The 16607-nt window shown below is 33.2% G+C and carries 17 protein-coding genes; 16 read left to right on the forward strand and 1 reads right to left on the reverse strand.

Annotated features, from left to right (window positions below; translation table 11 throughout):
• Positions 1-81: 81 nt before the first annotated feature.
• From NK213_RS05270 to NK213_RS05280, 3 genes are all read left to right on the forward strand, one after another.
• Positions 82-831: a carbohydrate deacetylase gene (locus NK213_RS05270; protein WP_253347459.1), complete on the forward strand. Its 750-nt coding sequence runs from the start codon at positions 82-84 to the stop codon at positions 829-831.
• 303 nt (positions 832-1134) lie between these two features.
• Complete coding sequence (locus tag NK213_RS05275; protein ID WP_253347461.1) at positions 1135-2208, forward strand: thymidine kinase; 1074 nt, start codon at positions 1135-1137, stop codon at positions 2206-2208.
• Between the two features lie 16 nt (positions 2209-2224).
• The gene (locus tag NK213_RS05280; protein WP_253347468.1) at positions 2225-3139 is read left to right on the forward strand and encodes a metallophosphoesterase; all 915 of its coding nucleotides are present in this window, start codon (positions 2225-2227) and stop codon (positions 3137-3139) included.
• A gap of 127 nt (positions 3140-3266) precedes the next feature.
• On the opposite strand, the gene cysK is transcribed toward NK213_RS05280, so the two are convergent.
• Positions 3267-4181 carry a cysteine synthase A gene (cysK, locus tag NK213_RS05285; protein WP_253347470.1) on the reverse strand — a complete coding sequence of 305 codons (915 nt, stop codon included), beginning with the start codon at positions 4179-4181 and terminating at the stop codon, positions 3267-3269.
• A 571-nt stretch (positions 4182-4752) separates the two neighbouring features.
• On the opposite strand from cysK, the gene NK213_RS05290 reads away from it, so the two are divergent.
• The 13 genes from NK213_RS05290 (at position 4753) to NK213_RS05350 (ending at position 16601) form a co-directional block, all read left to right on the forward strand.
• Positions 4753-5898 (forward strand): VIT domain-containing protein, encoded by a 1146-nt coding sequence (locus NK213_RS05290; RefSeq protein WP_253347472.1) that lies wholly within the window; start codon positions 4753-4755, stop codon positions 5896-5898.
• The gene (locus NK213_RS05295) at positions 5852-7636 is read left to right on the forward strand and encodes a DUF2135 domain-containing protein (protein ID WP_253347474.1); all 1785 of its coding nucleotides are present in this window, start codon (positions 5852-5854) and stop codon (positions 7634-7636) included. Before NK213_RS05290 ends, NK213_RS05295 begins: the two co-directional genes overlap by 47 nt.
• Positions 7637-7799: 163 nt before the next feature.
• A complete protein-coding gene (locus NK213_RS05300; RefSeq protein WP_253347476.1) occupies positions 7800-8456 on the forward strand; it encodes an HAD family hydrolase in 657 nt (218 codons plus the stop codon).
• A gap of 2 nt (positions 8457-8458) precedes the next feature.
• A complete protein-coding gene (locus NK213_RS05305) occupies positions 8459-9289 on the forward strand; it encodes a KH domain-containing protein (protein WP_253347485.1) in 831 nt (276 codons plus the stop codon).
• Positions 9290-9297: 8 nt separating this feature from the next.
• Complete coding sequence (locus tag NK213_RS05310) at positions 9298-9717, forward strand: HD domain-containing protein (protein WP_253347487.1); 420 nt, start codon at positions 9298-9300, stop codon at positions 9715-9717.
• Between the two features lie 41 nt (positions 9718-9758).
• Positions 9759-10676, forward strand: coding sequence for a hypothetical protein (locus tag NK213_RS05315; RefSeq protein ID WP_253347489.1), 918 nt, complete (start codon positions 9759-9761; stop codon positions 10674-10676).
• Between the two features lie 43 nt (positions 10677-10719).
• Positions 10720-11637 carry an RluA family pseudouridine synthase gene (locus NK213_RS05320; protein ID WP_253347491.1) on the forward strand — a complete coding sequence of 306 codons (918 nt, stop codon included), beginning with the start codon at positions 10720-10722 and terminating at the stop codon, positions 11635-11637.
• A 19-nt stretch (positions 11638-11656) separates the two neighbouring features.
• Complete coding sequence (locus tag NK213_RS05325) at positions 11657-12118, forward strand: methylated-DNA--[protein]-cysteine S-methyltransferase (protein WP_253347493.1); 462 nt, start codon at positions 11657-11659, stop codon at positions 12116-12118.
• Between the two features lie 15 nt (positions 12119-12133).
• Positions 12134-12736 (forward strand): ribonuclease HII, encoded by a 603-nt coding sequence (locus tag NK213_RS05330; RefSeq protein ID WP_253347495.1) that lies wholly within the window; start codon positions 12134-12136, stop codon positions 12734-12736.
• A complete protein-coding gene (locus NK213_RS05335) occupies positions 12729-13064 on the forward strand; it encodes a YraN family protein (protein WP_253347498.1) in 336 nt (111 codons plus the stop codon). The genes NK213_RS05330 and NK213_RS05335 overlap by 8 nt, the downstream gene beginning before the upstream one ends.
• 11 nt (positions 13065-13075) lie before the next feature.
• Positions 13076-13279 (forward strand): zinc ribbon domain-containing protein, encoded by a 204-nt coding sequence (locus tag NK213_RS05340; RefSeq protein ID WP_012862476.1) that lies wholly within the window; start codon positions 13076-13078, stop codon positions 13277-13279.
• Positions 13254-13904: a ComF family protein gene (locus NK213_RS05345; RefSeq protein ID WP_253347500.1), complete on the forward strand. Its 651-nt coding sequence runs from the start codon at positions 13254-13256 to the stop codon at positions 13902-13904. The genes NK213_RS05340 and NK213_RS05345 overlap by 26 nt, the downstream gene beginning before the upstream one ends.
• A 303-nt stretch (positions 13905-14207) precedes the next feature.
• Positions 14208-16601, forward strand: a complete 2394-nt coding sequence (locus tag NK213_RS05350; protein WP_253347502.1) for an alpha amylase N-terminal ig-like domain-containing protein — start codon at positions 14208-14210, stop codon at positions 16599-16601.
• Positions 16602-16607 lie beyond the last annotated feature (6 nt).

A 16607-nucleotide genomic window follows, 5' to 3' on the forward strand; every position in this document is an offset into this window, starting at 1 on the left:
TTATTACATAAAGTAACAAAGATTTTAAGTAGTTAATTTAGCTTTTTTAACTACAAACATATTATACAAGGAGGTAAAGCAATGAAAATAATTATAAATGCTGATGATTTCGGATATTCTAAGGGGATAAACTATGGTATTTTTGAAGCACATAAAAACGGAGTGCTGACTTCCACAACCCTGATGACAGGAATGCCCGGCGCAGAACATGCCGCTGCAATGATGAAAGAAATTCCTAAAATGGGTGTGGGTCTTCACCTGAATACAGCTTTGGGGAAACCGGGGAATTTCAAGAGAAAAACACTCACAGATGAAAACGGCTTTTTTATAAAACCTGATAAAGTATTGGAACTGGGGATAGACTATAATGAAGATGAACTTTATGATGAGCTGAAAGAGCAGTTTCTGAGATTTATGGAGCTTACAAAGCAGAAACCTACTCATCTGGATTCCCACCTGTTCAGCAGCGACAAGCTGGAAAAAGTGAAGAAAATCGCGCTGATTCTTGCTGATGAGTATAGAATTCCTTTGAGAAACCATGAGACAGGATATTACGAGAAAGTAAGATTCATTAATCACAGAGATTTTGGAGGAATTCCGGGGCTTGAATATGTGGCAGAAAACTTTGATGAGATAATAAAAAATAAATATGTGGAGATCATGACTCATCCGGGATATGCGGATACTTATGTTATGAGAAATTCTTCATATAATATGATGAGAGCAGAGGAACTGGACTTTCTCACAGGAGACAGAATGAAAGAACTGGTAGAAAGAAATAAAGCGGAGTTAGTTAATTATGCAGATATAATAAATGAAATAAAAAAGTAAATTTTGGGTAAAGTATATGAAGAATTTAAAATAAAAAAATAATAAGGCCGGAGAGGTTTGTTAATAATAATGAGTTATAGAATAATTATTGACAGGATTCTTCCGGTCTTTTTTAGTGAACAGATGTTTTTATTGTATTATTATCGGATTCACGAAAAAGCCGTAGATGAGAATATATAATATATATATTTGTAAAACAATCAATTTCTGCTATGTTGGGAATTTTCAGCTAAATTGGTGTTGAAAAAAAGCTAAAAATAATTTAGACTTTAATATGTAAATAAAAAAAATTGGAGGGAAAACGTGAATTTATATTTAAGTAATAACAGTGGTATTTTGGAAGTAGTTACCGGCAGTATGTTTTCAGGTAAAAGTGAAGAATTAATAAGAAGACTGAGAAGGGCAAAGTATGCAAAACAAAAGACAGCTGTGTTTAAACCTGCTATAGATAAGAGATATGAAGGTGACGATGTAAATATAGTTTCACACAGCCAGAACAGAATAGAAGCAATACTCGCAGAAAATGTAAGTGTAATGGAGGAATATCTGGAAAATAATCCTGATATTCAGGTAATAGGAATAGATGAAGCACAGTTTTTCGGAGAAGATGTAGTAGGATTTTGTGAAAAATGTGTGAAACTCGGGAAAAGAGTGGTTGTCGCAGGTCTTGACATGAATTTTCGAGGTGAGCCTTATGAGCCTATGCCGAGATTAATGGCAACAGCGGATTACGTGGATAAATTTCATGCAATATGCACAGTATGCGGGAATCCTGCTTATGTAACACAAAGAATTATTAACGGCGAACCGGCTTATTATGATGATCCTGTGCTTTTCGTAGGAACAACGGAAAGTTATGAGGCCAGATGCAGAAGACACCATATAGTGAAATACAGAGACAAAAAGGAAGCAAAAATATACTTTGTAGTGGGAACAGATGTAAATGTAGGAAAAGAGCATGCAGAAAACGAATATATTTTTGAAAATAATGACAGAGAATCAACAAAGATAATAAAAATCAATAATGTGGAAGATGTACTTGACCTTGCACAGCTTAGAAAAGATATAAAAGATGCTACACAGAGTCATGATGTAATTGTCATAAGGGTAATAGGCGGAATTCTTTATCCTTTGAAAGAGGAATATAACCTTCTGAATCTTATGATAGAATACAGAAAAGAGTCAGAGGTAGTGGTAGTAGCTGAAAACCGTGAAGGAATACTGAATCATGTTTATCTCACAATAGATGTACTTCACAGAAATAATATCAATGTAAAAGAAGTAATATACATAAATAAAAATAAAGAAAATGCAGAGGAAGCGGCGAATATTTCAAGAGTATCGCAAAGGCTGAAAATACCTTTCAGATATCTGTAGCAGAAAAGAGAAAAATATGAAAAATACCAACAGCAGAAAAAGACTGAAAATAAGAGAGTTAATTTATCTGATTTTGGGATTCTGTGTTTTTACAGTAATTCTTACGGTAAGTATGAAAAATATTTACTGGTTTACAGCATATATATTGTTATGTGTTTCTTTTGTTATTTATGGTGTATATGAAAACAGCACCATTCATACAAAGGATTTGGTAATAGAATCTGATAAGATTCCTTTAGGTTTTGAGAATATGAAAATTATATTTTTTGCTGATATTCAGATGGATTATTTTTATACAAAAAACAGAAAGAAAATAAGAAAAATAGTAAATTTCATTAATAAGGAAAAACCGGATATAATTTTGTTCGGCGGTGATTATATTAATAAAGCACGCGGGACAGAGACAGTATTTGAAGAGCTGGGATTTTTGAAAGCCGGTAAGGGTATTTATACGGTTTATGGTAATCACGATTATTATGATTACAAAAAAATAACTTCCAGACTAAAAGAACAGGGAATAAATATATTGAAAAACAACAGTGCGGAAATAAAAACAGAGAATGGAAGCATTGTCATAGCTGGGATAGATGATTATCTGAGAGGAACTCCCGATATAGAAAAGGCATTGGGCGGCTCCGGCGATATGTTCACGATTTTACTCTGCCATAATCCTGACTATTTTGAAATAATGCCGGAAGAGGCAAAGGAGAAAACGGATATAATCCTGTCCGGGCATACACACGGAGGACAGCTGAATTTATTTGGTTTTGCACCTTTTGTTCCTTCAAGATATGGAAGTAAGTATAGATACGGAATGAAAGAAACAAAAAACAGCAAAATATATATCACTTCAGGTCTTGGAGGGGTTGTTTTTCCTATGAGATTCATGGCAAGGCCTGAGATAGTGAATCTGGTACTGAAGAAAAAATAATACAGAGAATATTGTTATATTTTATTTGGTGGTTTGTTCGTTTTTTAGCAGTAAGATAAAGTGAATTTATAAAATAAAAAAAACAGCAGTGGATTTTTATCATTGCTGTTTTTTTCATCAGAACGGATTATTTATAAACATCCGTTGAAAGATATTTTTCTCCGTTATCAGGAGAGAGAGCAAGTACTTTTTTTCCTTTGCCGAGCCTTTTGGCTGTTTCATATGCAGCGGCAATGGCTGCTCCGGAAGAAATTCCCAAAAACAATGCATTTTGTCTGGAAATAACACGGCAGAATTCAAAGGCTTTATCATTTGAAATTCTGATAATTTCATCAATAACTGATAAGTCCAGAATTTTCGGAATAAAACCGGCACCGATTCCCTGAAGTTTATGCTTTCCCGGTCTTTCTCCCGAAAGAACAGCAGAGTCAACAGGCTCTACAGCAATAACCTTTATATCAGGGTTAAACTCCTTAAGTTTTTTTCCTGTTCCGGTAATTGTTCCGCCGGTTCCCACACCTGCCACAAAGGCATCCAAATCGGGCAAATCTCTGATAATTTCTTCTCCTGTAGTCTCGTAATGCTTTTCAGGATTTGCCGGGTTTTCAAATTGCTGCGGCATAAAATAATCAGGGTTATCCCTTAGAAGCTCTTCGGCCTTTTCAATAGCGCCTTTCATTCCTTTGTTTCCGTCTGTAAGAATAATTTCGGCACCATATGCGGCGATTATGCTTCTGCGTTCCACACTCATGGTATCAGGCATAATAATAATAATCTTATATCCCTTTAGTGACGAGATAAGTGCTAGAGAAATACCCGTATTACCACTTGTGGGTTCTACAATAGTTCCGCCCGGTCTGAGTCTGCCGGCCTTTTCAGCAGCTTCGATCATCCCAAGTGCGGCTCTGTCTTTTACACTGTTTCCTAAATTAAAACTTTCAAGTTTAACATAAATATCAGCAATATTTTCATCATTAAAAATATTGTTTAACTTGATAATTGGCGTGTTACCAACTAGATCAAGCAGGTTTTCATAAACCATAAATACCTCCTGAAAAATTGTACTGGCAAATGTGTATTAAAATAATACAGTTTTTACTTTATTCATGAGACTCAGTTTATTATACAATAATTAGAATGAAAAGCAAGTCTTTTTTATTAGTAAAATTTAATTTTAAATCTAAAGAGTTTCATTTGAAATTTTTTATATACTCTTATTTAACAGAAGGGTTATTTCATATGAAGATAGTTTTTTCAGTTAAGTAAATGCTTATTTTAGGGATGTGATATTGTTTAATGCAGCAGTATATAGTATAATTACATTTAGAAATAAAATATAAGTAAAATAAACTTCACTGAAGAAATGATTTTTATATTTAAAATATTGGAGAAAATAATAGAAAATACAGGGGAAAATAATATATGATAAAAAGTATAATATATTATTTAATTAATAGAATGAGTGATTCTGGATGTTATAAATTTTATAGATAACAAATGGGTTTTTATATGGGTTATTTTATGGATTTATTCAAAAAGTTACGACTTTAGAATAAAAATATGATATATAAGTAAATGTTTTAAAAATAACAAAAATTTTAAAAGGAGAAATAATGAGGAAAATATTTTTTATGTGTATTCTGATATTTGGAATAATATCAGCCAATGAAACCTCAGAAAGAATAAGAGAACAGGCACCTGAGGTAAGGGCAGCAGTTTTGAAGGCAAACGGCGAGAAACAAGTAGTTTTGGACAGTATGAAAATAAGTGCCGAAATCAAAGACAATATTTCTACAACAACTTATGAGCTTACTTTTTATAATCCAAATAACAGAATATTAGAAGGAGAGTTTGAATTCCCGCTTTTAAACGGTCAGACAGTAGTCGGCTATGCTCTTGATATAAACGGAAAGATGCGGGACGGAGTTGTAGTGGAAAAAGAAAAGGCAAGACAAACTTTTGAAGCAATAGAGAGACAAAATATTGATCCCGGAATTTTGGAAAAAACAAAAGGAAATAATTATAAAACAAGAATTTATCCTATACCTGCCAACGGATACAGAAAAATAAAAATAACATATGAGGAAATTCTCTCAGGGGAGAATGACCGTGTGGCTTATTATCTGCCTTTGAATTATAATAATCAGGTGAGGGATTTTTCACTGGAAATAAAAGTACCGGGACAGGAAATAAAACCTGAATTTATATCAAAAATTTCCGGTATGGATTTTGACAATTCAAAAACAGGATATTATACAGAAATAAATAAAAAAGATTTTGTACCGAATCAAAGTATAAAATTCAACATAAAATCAGATAAGAAAGAAAAAGTGTATACAGAAACAAAGGGGAAGGAAACATATTTTCTGAGTTCTTTTTCAGTAAATCCGGGTCAGAAAGAGAGAAAGAAGAGTAAGAAAATCACACTGGTATGGGATACTTCAAATTTAGGAAATAACAGAAATATCAGTGAAGAAATGAAGTTTCTTGATCTGTATTTTAAGTATTTGGATAATGTGGATGTAACTTTAGTAACATTTGGGAACAGAGTATCAAAACCGGAATCATATAAAGTAAGTCTGGGTGAGTGGGGCAAATTAAAGAACAAGCTGGAAGGGCTTCATTATGACGGAGAGACAAGATTTCAAAATCTGGATTTCAAAAAGTATAAGAGTGATGAGATAATTTTTGTAACTGACGGATTGCTGAGTTATGGAAAAGCCTGGGAAGAAACCTGTGGTAACTGTGAATTCAAGTAAAGCGGCAGATGAAAATTATCTTAGAGCGGCAGCACTTCAAACAAGCGGGAAATATATCGACTTAAATACCGGGAATGCAGAAAAAGCTGTCGAAAATATGAAAAGTGAAAATTACAGATTAATATCATATAATTATAATAAAAATGACATAGCAGAAGTTTATCCTCCTGTATGGGAAGGGAATTCTGAAGATTTTTCTTTTGCGGGAAAAATAAAAAAAGAAAAAGCAGAAATTACGGTAAATTTTGGATACGGGGATGTAATTACCGAAACAAGAAAAGTTTTTATAAACAGTATTGAGGAAAGTGCCGGGATCAGCAGACTGTGGGCTGGCAAGAAAATTGGTGAACTGAATAAGGATTATGAAAATAACAGAAGTGAGATAGTAAAAACAGCAAAAGAATACGGGATTGTAACTAACGATACTACTCTGATAGTTTTGGACAGGATAAATGACTATGTAAGATATGAAATTGTTCCGCCTGTGGAATTACAGGAAGAATATTTTAGATTAAGCGAAAAGGGGAAGAAAGAAAAAGCAGATGAGAAAAAATCAGCTTTGGGTGAAAGTGTGAAAATACTCGGAGAGATAAAGAAGTGGTATAAGAAGGATTTTCAGATTAAACCAGATGAAGAAAAAGTTAGTAAGAGTGTAAGAAATTCGGAGCTAATTACTTCAGGTATAGGAAGTAGTTCATATACTGAGAGAGAAAATAGAGGGACGCTCAATGTGGGAATATCAAGCGAGGGTGTTTCATTTGGAATAGAGTCACTTGGTAACATAACCATTGATGGAAAAAATGCCGGAATAAACTACAAAACCAAAGCGAACAGTACAATAAAAGTAAAAGCATGGTCACCGGATGAAGTGTATCTGAAAGAACTGGAAAATACACCTAAAAATGAGATGATGGAAAAATATTTTGAATTAAAAAAAGAATATTCAGATCAGCCGTCTTTTTATATAGATGTAGCAGATTATCTGCTGAAAAACGAAATGCCGGATGAAGCATTGCAGGTATTGTCGAATGTTTCAGAAATGAAACTGGAAAGTCCGGAATTATTGAAAGCATATGGCTATAAACTGCTTGAGCTGAATAAACCTGCTGAAACAGTGGAAGTATTTAAGGAACTGGTAAAGATAAAAGGAGAAGACCCGCAGTCATACAGGGATCTGGCTATGGCTTATGAGAGAAACGGCGATTATCAGGAAGCCCTTAATACATACTATATAGTTTTGAGCAGAAACTGGGATGGAAGATTCACACAGGTAAAAGATGTAGTATTAAAAGAGATGAACAGACTGATAGTAATGCATCCGAAACTGAATGTTTCAGATATTGACAGAAGACTTATTTATCCTATGCCTTTAGATATAAGGGTAACGCTGGAATGGACTGCTGATAATTCTGATGTAGACCTACATTTCATTGATCCTTTTGGAGAAATAGGATATTACGGGAGAAGACTGACAAGAATAGGGAGCAGACTTTCAGGAGATATAACACAGGGATTTGGACCGGAGGAATTTGCTTTAAAGAAGGCAGCAGACGGAACATATATAGTAAAAGTCAAGTATTTCGGAGACAGCAGACAAAATCTTGCGGGACCGATAACATTGAGAGTGGTAATGTATACTAATTACGGTACAAAAAAAGAAAAATCAGAAGAAATTATGGTAAGGGTAAAAAGTAAAAAAGAAATGCTTGAAATAGGAGAATTATTATTCCAAAAATAAGAAAAGTAAGAGAGTGATCTGAAAAATCAGAGATACTCTCTTTTCTTTTAGGCAACATTTTTATTTGCGGGAGTATAAAATTAAGGAATATTTTTTTAATAAAACTTTCAATGTATGATATAATAAATACATGAAATAAAAAAGTGGTTTAAGGAGAGAAAAAATGAGTTTTAAAATGGCGATATTCGATTTAGACGGAACACTGGTGGATTCCCTTGAAGCAATATCAAAGCTTGCTAATCTGGCTTTTGAAGAAATGGGAATGGATACATATTCTTTGGAAATGAGCAGAACACTCATAGGACACGGTGTGGCAGGTATTGCTGATAAAGCTCTGCCAGAGGGAAGCAGCCCCGAATTGAAGGAAAAACTGGTAGCAACAATCAGAAAATATTATGAAAAATACTGGGATTATAATCTTCGTTTATACGACGGAATCCCGGAATTACTTGACAGACTAACTGAAAAAGGAATACTTTTAGCTATAAATACCAATAAAGACCAGAGATTCGCAGATGAAACTGTGGAGAAAACTTTGAAGAAATGGAATTTTACGAATATAACCGGAGCTGTGGATGGTAAACCAAGAAAGCCGCAACCGAATGGAATTGAAGAAATTCTTCGCGAACACGATATAGAAAAAAGTGAAGCCCTTTATATAGGTGATATGAGAGTAGATGTGGAAACAGCTGAAAATGCAGGAGTATACGGCGTATTTTGCGAATGGGGATTTGGGAACAGCGAGACACTTGACCTGATTCCTGATCTTATTGTAAAAAAGCCTGAGGAGATATTGGGAATACTGGAAACACAGGAGTAAATATGGAAATCAGAGATTTAGAAAAAACAGGATATTTCGGCTATTTATTTTTTATAAAATATGACGGGACAAAATTCGATTCTTTTGATGAAAATAAGGATATGAGAAGTGTAAAAGGAGAGTTTAAGAAACTCCTCTCAGAAAATAATATTTCTTATTACAAAGGAGTACAGCAGGCCGGGAGAACAGATAAAGACGTAAGCGCAAAAGAAAATATACTTTATATTAATACAAAACAGGAATTGAATTTATCAAAATTTGAAAATAATTCAGATACTATCGAAATTTTTGATATAAAAAAAACTCTTCCCTATCTGGAGCTGCCGAAGCTTATAGAAAAAAGGCATTACATATACAGATATCCAGCAGATAAAATAAAAAATAATATTTCAGAGATTAACAAAAGATGTACAGAACTTAGCGGGAAACATGATGTCAGCGGCTTTACCACAAAAAAAGGTAAAGAACTAAAAGAAAAAGTAAGAGAACTCACAGTATATTATGAAAATGAGGAACTTCACTTTTTGGGAAGCTCGTTTATGCCGCAGCAGGTGAGAATCATGAGCGGATATATACTTAATAATAAAAAACAGCCCCTTGAAGGCAAGTATCTGACATTGGAAAAAATGATATTTTCACAGGAACTTGAAGATATGATAATTCATAAAGATAATGTGATTAATGAAATAAATGTAGAAAAAATTGAAAGAAACAAAGAATTTATATTTTTCTATGTGAAAAAATCCAAAAAGGGTGAGGTCATAGGCAATAAAGGTAAAAATATAAAAAAACTCAGAGAAAAATATGGTAAAATAATCATAAAAGAACTATAGGAGAGAGTATGTATATCATAAGAAAAGCCATAGAATATTTTTTTCCTGTTATTCCGGGGGAGCTGTGCACAGAAGCACTGAGTCTTCTTGATGATAATGAAAAAAAGATATTTATGAAAATGGCCAAATATGACAGGAAACACTCTTTGGAAGTATATAAAAAAGTCAGAGAAAATGGTATACTTAAAAACGAGATTTTATATAAAAAACTGGCACTTTTACATGATTGCGGCAAGGGCAATACAAATGTGACAATAAGAGTTCTCCATAAAATTAATATAAAAACGAGTCTTAAAAAGCATCCTGACAAAGGTGCAGAAAAACTGGAAAAAACAGATAAGGAACTGGCAGTTTTAATAAAAAACCACCATGTAAAAAATTACGGCAGACTTATGGATGAATTTCAGAAACTGGATGATTTGAGTTAAAAATCAATGCCGTAAATTACATGAATTTGAAAGGATAAATAATGAGGAAAATTTTATTTTTAATAATATTCGCAGTATCAGGTTTTGTTTTCGCAGATACGGGAATACCGGCAGCGAAAGATACCGGAGATATAATTCTTGAGTTAATTAAGGAAGTGGAAAAAGATCCGGCTTCTGAAAAAAATCTTCCAAAATATGAAAGAATAATAAAATTTGCTGAAGAAAGCGATGATGTACAGATATTCTTAGTTGATGAGATTTACAGGTTTCCTAATGCAAAAATCAGTGAAACAAACAGAAGACTCATTCAGGGAAGCTATGTAGCAGGAGCATTGAAAAAACAGCTTGAGAATAAACAGAAAATAATAACTATAAGTGACGGAATAAAGAATGAACTCGTGGTTTATAAAATACTGAGAACTACAAAATATGTAAAAGTAGAATATCTGGAACAGCTTCTGGATGTAGAGCGGCAGGGTGGAATAGGTCAGGTATACTATAATTATGATGTAATGGGTATGGAGATGTACCAAAGCGCCACAGGAATGCAGGAAGATGCAGACACTCTGATAAATGTTTTGAAACTGCCTGTTTTTCTTGAAGTTTCAGGAGAAAAAGTGCTGATAACAGATATTAATTTTAATGTACTAGCTGATCTTACCACAATAATAGGTTTTTATGTGGTATCTGATGATTATGGCAAAAGTCAGGCAGTTATGGATAAAAAGGCAAAAGAGATAACAGAAAAACTTTTGAAAAATGAAACAGTAAAGAAAATATACGGAAAAAGTAATTATTCCGGCATAATGATAGAATATACCACACCAAAAGTAAAGCAGACTAAAGACGCAATATATAAGACAATGACAGAAAAGAACCAGTATGTGGATATGAAAGATGAAGTAAAACAGTTTCTTTTTGAGAAGGAAACTATAAAAGGATGGGAAAGCCAGAAATAATCCGTTAAACAAATACAAAGAATACCAGGAGTAAACTGAAAATATGGAAAAAATAATATTTGAAATATCAGAAGAAGGAAAAAGGCTTGATTCATATATAGCAGAAAGAACAGAGCTTACACGTACGAGAATTCAGCAGCTGATAAAAGACGGAAATATAAGTGTAAATAATAAGAAATCAAAATCTTCATATAAAGTAGAGAAGAGCGACCTGATAGAGATAGTTGTCCCTGACGAAAAAGAGATAGACTTAGTCCCTGAAAATATAGATATCAAAATCTTATATGAGGACAGCGATATGGCAGTTATTGACAAAGAGGCAGGGATAGTGGTTCATCCGTCACACGGACATGAATCGGGAACTCTTGTTAATGCAGTTATGTATCATATAAAGGATTTATCCGGAATAAACGGTGAGATAAGACCCGGAATAGTACACAGACTGGATAAAGACACAAGCGGTCTTTTGATTATTGCCAAAAATGATGCCGCACATTTGAAGCTTTCGGAAATGTTTGGTAATAACGGCATAAGAAAGACTTATGTGGCTATATTAAAAGGAAAAATAAATAAAGACAGCGGTGATTTAGAAACATTAATCGGCAGAGATCCAAAGGACAGGAAGAAAATGGCTGTGGTAAAAACAAACGGAAAAACAGCAGTAACACATTTTCAGGTTTTAGATAAAAATGAAAAATTTTCATTGGTAAAAGTAAATATAAAAACAGGAAGAACACATCAGATAAGAGTACATATGAAATATCTGGGCTATCCTGTTCTTGGTGATAAAATGTATGGAAGAGATAACGGAATGGCCAAAAGACAGATGCTGCATGCTTGTAAACTGGAATTCTTACATCCTGTAACACAAAAAGCAATGAAAATAGTATCAGAACTTCCGGAAGATTTTAAGGAAGCATTGAAAAAAACAGGTTTGAAGGCGGAGTTTCCAGAGGAATAATTATATTCAGGAGGTATTTATGAATAAATATACAGGATACATTGAGGTTTCCGCAGGAATGATAAAAATAGTCTGTAGTGAAGAACATGTGCTTTCAGTGAGTTTTTCAGATACATCCAAAGAAAATGACAAAGGATCAAAAGTTTTGGATGAAGCTTTGAAACAAATGAATGAGTATTTTTCCGGAAAAAGAAAAACATTTGATCTTCCTCTGTATTTTGAAGGAACAGAATTTCAGAAAAGTGTATGGAATGAATTAAGAAAAATACCATATGGTATCACAGTTTCATATAAGGATATAGCTGAAGGAATAAATAATGAAAAAGCTGTGCGTGCTGTAGGGAATGCAAATAATAAAAATAAAATAATGATAATAGTGCCGTGTCACCGTGTAATCGGAAAGAATGGGAAGCTCGTAGGTTTTGCAGGCGGACTTGACAAGAAAGAATTTTTACTGGAACATGAAAAGAAATTTTTGTAAATTTAAGAGGTAAATATGAATGAACTAAGACTATTTGACAATGAATATAACTGCGTAATCGCAGGTGTAGACGAAGCAGGAAGAGGGCCGCTTGCAGGACCTGTAGTTGCAGCAGCTGTGATAATAGAAGATTATTTTGATGAACTCGACGGAATAAATGATTCCAAAAAGTTAACAGAGAAAAAAAGAGAAAAACTTTATGATATAATAAGAGAAAAATGTAAAGTAGGAGTAGGAATAGCCAGTGAAAATGAAATAGACAAAATAAATATACTAAATGCTACATTTCTGGCAATGAGAAGAGCCTTGGAACAGGTAGGCGGTTATGATATAGTATTGGTAGACGGAAATCATAAAATAAGAGAGTATTCGGGAAAACAGCAGGAGATAATCAAAGGAGACGGAAGGTCAATGTCTATTGCAGCAGCATCAATAATAGCAAAGGTATACAGAGATAATATAATGAAAGAACTCGCTTTGAAATATCCTGATTACAGATTCGAAAAACATAAAGGATACGGAACCAAACTTCATCGTGAACTGCTTCTGGCACATGGTGCATGTGAAATACACAGAAAGAGTTTTCTGAAAAAAATACTGGGGGAGTATAGTGAATAAAAGGGAAAAAGGGTTTAAGTATGAAAATCTGGCAAAAAATTTTTTGATAAATAATGGTCTGGAATTTGTAAGAAGTAATTATTATTCCGAGTACGGCGAGATAGACCTTATTTTTAAAGAGAGAGATGCTTTGATTTTCGTAGAGGTAAAGTACAGAAAGAACAGTGACTACGGTTTTGCAGAAGAGAGTGTGACACAGGCTAAACTGAAAAAAATAATAAACATCTCTTTGAACTATATATCTGAAACTGACTGGAATGGTGGCTGCCGATATGATTTGGTAGCTATAAACGGGGAAGAGATTATTTGGGTGAAAAATCTTGTTTGAGGGAGAAAGAAATGATACATGTATTTAATAAATGTTTAAAATGCAATTCTGAAAAATATGAGTTAAAAACTATTGCTTTTCCTACTAAAGCTACTGGAGAAGTAAAGTTTTCAATGGATATTTATTATCTGAAAATCTGCTCTGACTGTGGTTTTACAGAGATGTACTCAGCTAAGGTGTTTGAAAAGAATGAAAAGCCTGCTGTGGAATTTTAAGAAAGTATTCTTTAAGGATACAGATCTTCTGAATAAACGAGAACTGAAAAAAATCGAGATATCAGAGGAAACACTGAAAATATTCAGGCTAAGAGGAAGTTTGAAGCAAATAAACAATATTTATTATTTCTGGAATTATGACAGAGATTTTAAACTCCTTATTTCCAAGCTGAAATTCAGGGGACAGAAAGATATCGCACGGAATATAGCTGCTTTAACCAAAAGCGGAATAAAATTCGTTCTTGAAAGAGAGAAAATTGATTATATAATTCCCGTACCCATAAGCGCAGAAAGAAAGGCAGAAAGAGGATTTAACCAGACGGAAGTATTGCTGGATGCTCTAAAGCTGCAGTATTTGAAGATAGAGAGAATAAAAAATACAAAAAAGATGTTTAAGATTCTTGAGGAAAATAAAAGAAACCAAAATATCAAAAACAGCTTTTTTATAAATGATGAAATTAATTTAAGCAATAAGAATATATTGCTTTTTGATGATATAGTGACCACAGGAGCTACACTCAGAGAAATAAAAAATGAAATACTAAAAAAATATAAAGTAAATAAAATAACAGTGCTTACACTGGCGGCAGCCAGGGAAATAAAGGTTAATAAGGGAGAAATTTAGGGTTTTTCTATGTGAATATATAGAAAACAGTTATCAAAATACAATAAAATAAATTTCGGATATGTATTATTTTGTGACAGATTTTCTGATTTTCATGAAATAAATAATTATTTGCAAAAATAAAAATAAATGATAGAATATAGCAACGTAAAATATTAAATGTTTTGGTTGTTTTTCAATGTATTATCATAATAAACAAATGATTGAAAAAAGAACAAAATAATTAATTAAATAGAAATAATATAATGAAAATTAGAATATCGGATTTTATTATAAGCAAAAGTTAATAAGGGAGAAATAAATATGAAAAAATGGTTATTACTGGCGGCTGTATTTTTTGCATTTTCTGTATCTTACGGGGCGTCCTCTGGAGAAGAAGTAATTCCGAAGATCAGCGAAAGAAGAGATAATTATATAGATAAAGCCTCTATTTCCCACGAAGAAAATGTGAATTACAGGGTAGATAATAATGAAACTGTGAGAATCCTGCTGGATGTAAGAAATAATGACATAGAAAAAGTGGAACTCATTTACGGCAATAACAGGGCTGAAATGAGCAGTTTCGGGAATTATAAGGGTAAGGAGATATTTTCTGTAGAAGTACCTAATGAAAATTTTTCATATTATTTTGCACTGACAGATGGTCATGCGAAGTATTTTTACGGTAAAACACAAGGTGAAAATGATTCAGAAATTATTCCTTTTACATATCAAAGAAGTTATGATTTCACAAATATGCCTGAATGGGCAAAGACAGGTACAGGATATCTGATATATATAGATACTTTCAGAAATGGAAATTATGATAATGATGCTATTTTTAATGAATTCGGGACGAATAACTTTAGTGCACCCACAGGAACAATAAGATCTGGAACACCGCGTAGAAGTCTTGCCACTGCAAACTGGAATACAAATCCAGCCTATAAGGCGTTTACAGTTCATCCGTGGACAGGGAACTATGAAGAACTGGATTCATGGGAAGAAAACGCTGGGAATCAGATAAAAAAATATACAAGAGTATACGGCGGAGATCTGGCAGGTATCATAGATAAGCTTGATTATCTGAAAGAACTGGGAATAAACTATTTGATAATATCCCCGCCTGTTTATTCATTTTCAAATCATAAATATGATGCGATTTATATGAATCATGTGGATCCTACATTTGGTTATCTTGAACAGACAGGAACTAATGAAGGAATGGATGTCAAAGGAACAGTAAGCAATACAAACGGAGCAAGAGAGCTTGATCTGCTCGTGTATAACGCACAACAGGACAAGAATCTGCTTGATGAAACAACAGATCCCAAAACATGGAAATGGACGAATTCAGATTTATTGCTGGCAAAACTGGCAAGAGAAGTACATAAAAGAAACATGAGAATAATAATAGAGCTGTCTCCGGATGTCACTTCAAATAAATTTTTTGCGAACCTGAATCCGAAATATAATAAATGGTACAGAAGTAAGTCAGATTTGAGACTGGACTTAAATAATCCCGATGCTCAGAATTATGTGTTTAATTCTTTGAAGAAATGGATTTTAGGACCTGATGAAACATTTAAGACTTATGAAGATGATGACGGGATTGACGGAGTGAGATATGTTTTTTATAAAAATGAAAATAAAAAAGCACTTGCAGAGATCACGAAAAAACTGAAAGAGTTTAAGCCGGAAATACTTGTTTTGGGTGACCAAAGCAGAAATTTCGGCGATGATATACAAATGGGACTTTATGATACAGGAGTAGACTATAATTATGTTAATGAAATGATAAAATACATAGTAAATAGTAATTCTAATTATAAAATAGATAATGTAGAATTCGCATCCAAAATGGCTGAAATATATAACCAATATTCAAAACAAAAATTTTATGGGGCAGAAATCTATCTTGATTCATTGGATACAGACAGAATTTATTCTGGAATAATTAATCCGAACAGAGTATTTGACAGAAATAACAGCTCAAGTGAATACAAGGAAATAAGACCTGATTTATATGATGGTGAAGCTGTAAGAAAACTGAAAATGCTGGTTAGCATCCAGATGATGCTTCCTGCAAGTCCGGTGGTGTATTACGGTGATGAAAAAGGTATGTGGGGCTCTGATTATCCAAGAAACAGAAAACCGATGCTTTGGGAAGATCTGGCGCCGTATGACAACGAAAGTGATGACATTTCGAAATATATGGACAGACTGAGAAATATGCCTGAACAAGTTGTTATAAATGAAGTGGAAAAGAAAATATATTATCCTGTGGCAGTTAATCAGGATATAGAAAGCTTCTACCGCAAGATACTGGGAATAAGACAGGAATACAGCGATCTTATAAGAAATTCTGATTTCAAAATACTGGAAGTTTCTAATGACCCTAAAACACAGGCTCGTGTAAATGAGTTTATCTCATATTATATGTCAGAAGAAAAAAGAAAAGCACAGACATATCAAAAAAAGGTCATAGAAGTAAAAAGGCCTGATGTGGATTACATAAGTTATGAACTTACCAATGGTAAAGAATCACTTGTAATAATAATTAATAACAGTAACGACAAATATACAATAAAAGCTCTTGTACCGAAACTTTTCGGAGAATATAAGGATTTAATGTATGATAAAAAATATTATGTTTCTGACAGAACAATAGAAATTACATTGAAGCCGAAAGAAGTAACAATTTTATATTCAAAATAATATAAA

Source organism: Sebaldella sp. S0638 (genome assembly GCF_024158605.1).
Classification (GTDB): Bacteria; Fusobacteriota; Fusobacteriia; order Fusobacteriales; family Leptotrichiaceae; genus Sebaldella.

Coding starts and splice junctions, on each gene's coding strand:
- NK213_RS05345 (WP_253347500.1), top strand. CDS start 13,254: ATGAAAAGCCTGCTGTGGAATTTTAAGAAAGTATTCTTTAAGGATACA.
- NK213_RS05280 (WP_253347468.1), top strand. CDS start 2,225: ATGAAAAATACCAACAGCAGAAAAAGACTGAAAATAAGAGAGTTAATT.
- NK213_RS05270 (WP_253347459.1), top strand. CDS start 82: ATGAAAATAATTATAAATGCTGATGATTTCGGATATTCTAAGGGGATA.
- NK213_RS05330 (WP_253347495.1), top strand. CDS start 12,134: ATGAATGAACTAAGACTATTTGACAATGAATATAACTGCGTAATCGCA.
- NK213_RS05310 (WP_253347487.1), top strand. CDS start 9,298: ATGTATATCATAAGAAAAGCCATAGAATATTTTTTTCCTGTTATTCCG.
- NK213_RS05290 (WP_253347472.1), top strand. CDS start 4,753: ATGAGGAAAATATTTTTTATGTGTATTCTGATATTTGGAATAATATCA.
- NK213_RS05340 (WP_012862476.1), top strand. CDS start 13,076: ATGATACATGTATTTAATAAATGTTTAAAATGCAATTCTGAAAAATAT.
- NK213_RS05320 (WP_253347491.1), top strand. CDS start 10,720: ATGGAAAAAATAATATTTGAAATATCAGAAGAAGGAAAAAGGCTTGAT.
- NK213_RS05315 (WP_253347489.1), top strand. CDS start 9,759: ATGAGGAAAATTTTATTTTTAATAATATTCGCAGTATCAGGTTTTGTT.
- NK213_RS05325 (WP_253347493.1), top strand. CDS start 11,657: ATGAATAAATATACAGGATACATTGAGGTTTCCGCAGGAATGATAAAA.
- NK213_RS05300 (WP_253347476.1), top strand. CDS start 7,800: ATGAGTTTTAAAATGGCGATATTCGATTTAGACGGAACACTGGTGGAT.
- cysK (WP_253347470.1), bottom strand. CDS start 4,181: ATGGTTTATGAAAACCTGCTTGATCTAGTTGGTAACACGCCAATTATC.
- NK213_RS05295 (WP_253347474.1), top strand. CDS start 5,852: ATGGAAAAGCCTGGGAAGAAACCTGTGGTAACTGTGAATTCAAGTAAA.
- NK213_RS05350 (WP_253347502.1), top strand. CDS start 14,208: ATGAAAAAATGGTTATTACTGGCGGCTGTATTTTTTGCATTTTCTGTA.
- NK213_RS05305 (WP_253347485.1), top strand. CDS start 8,459: ATGGAAATCAGAGATTTAGAAAAAACAGGATATTTCGGCTATTTATTT.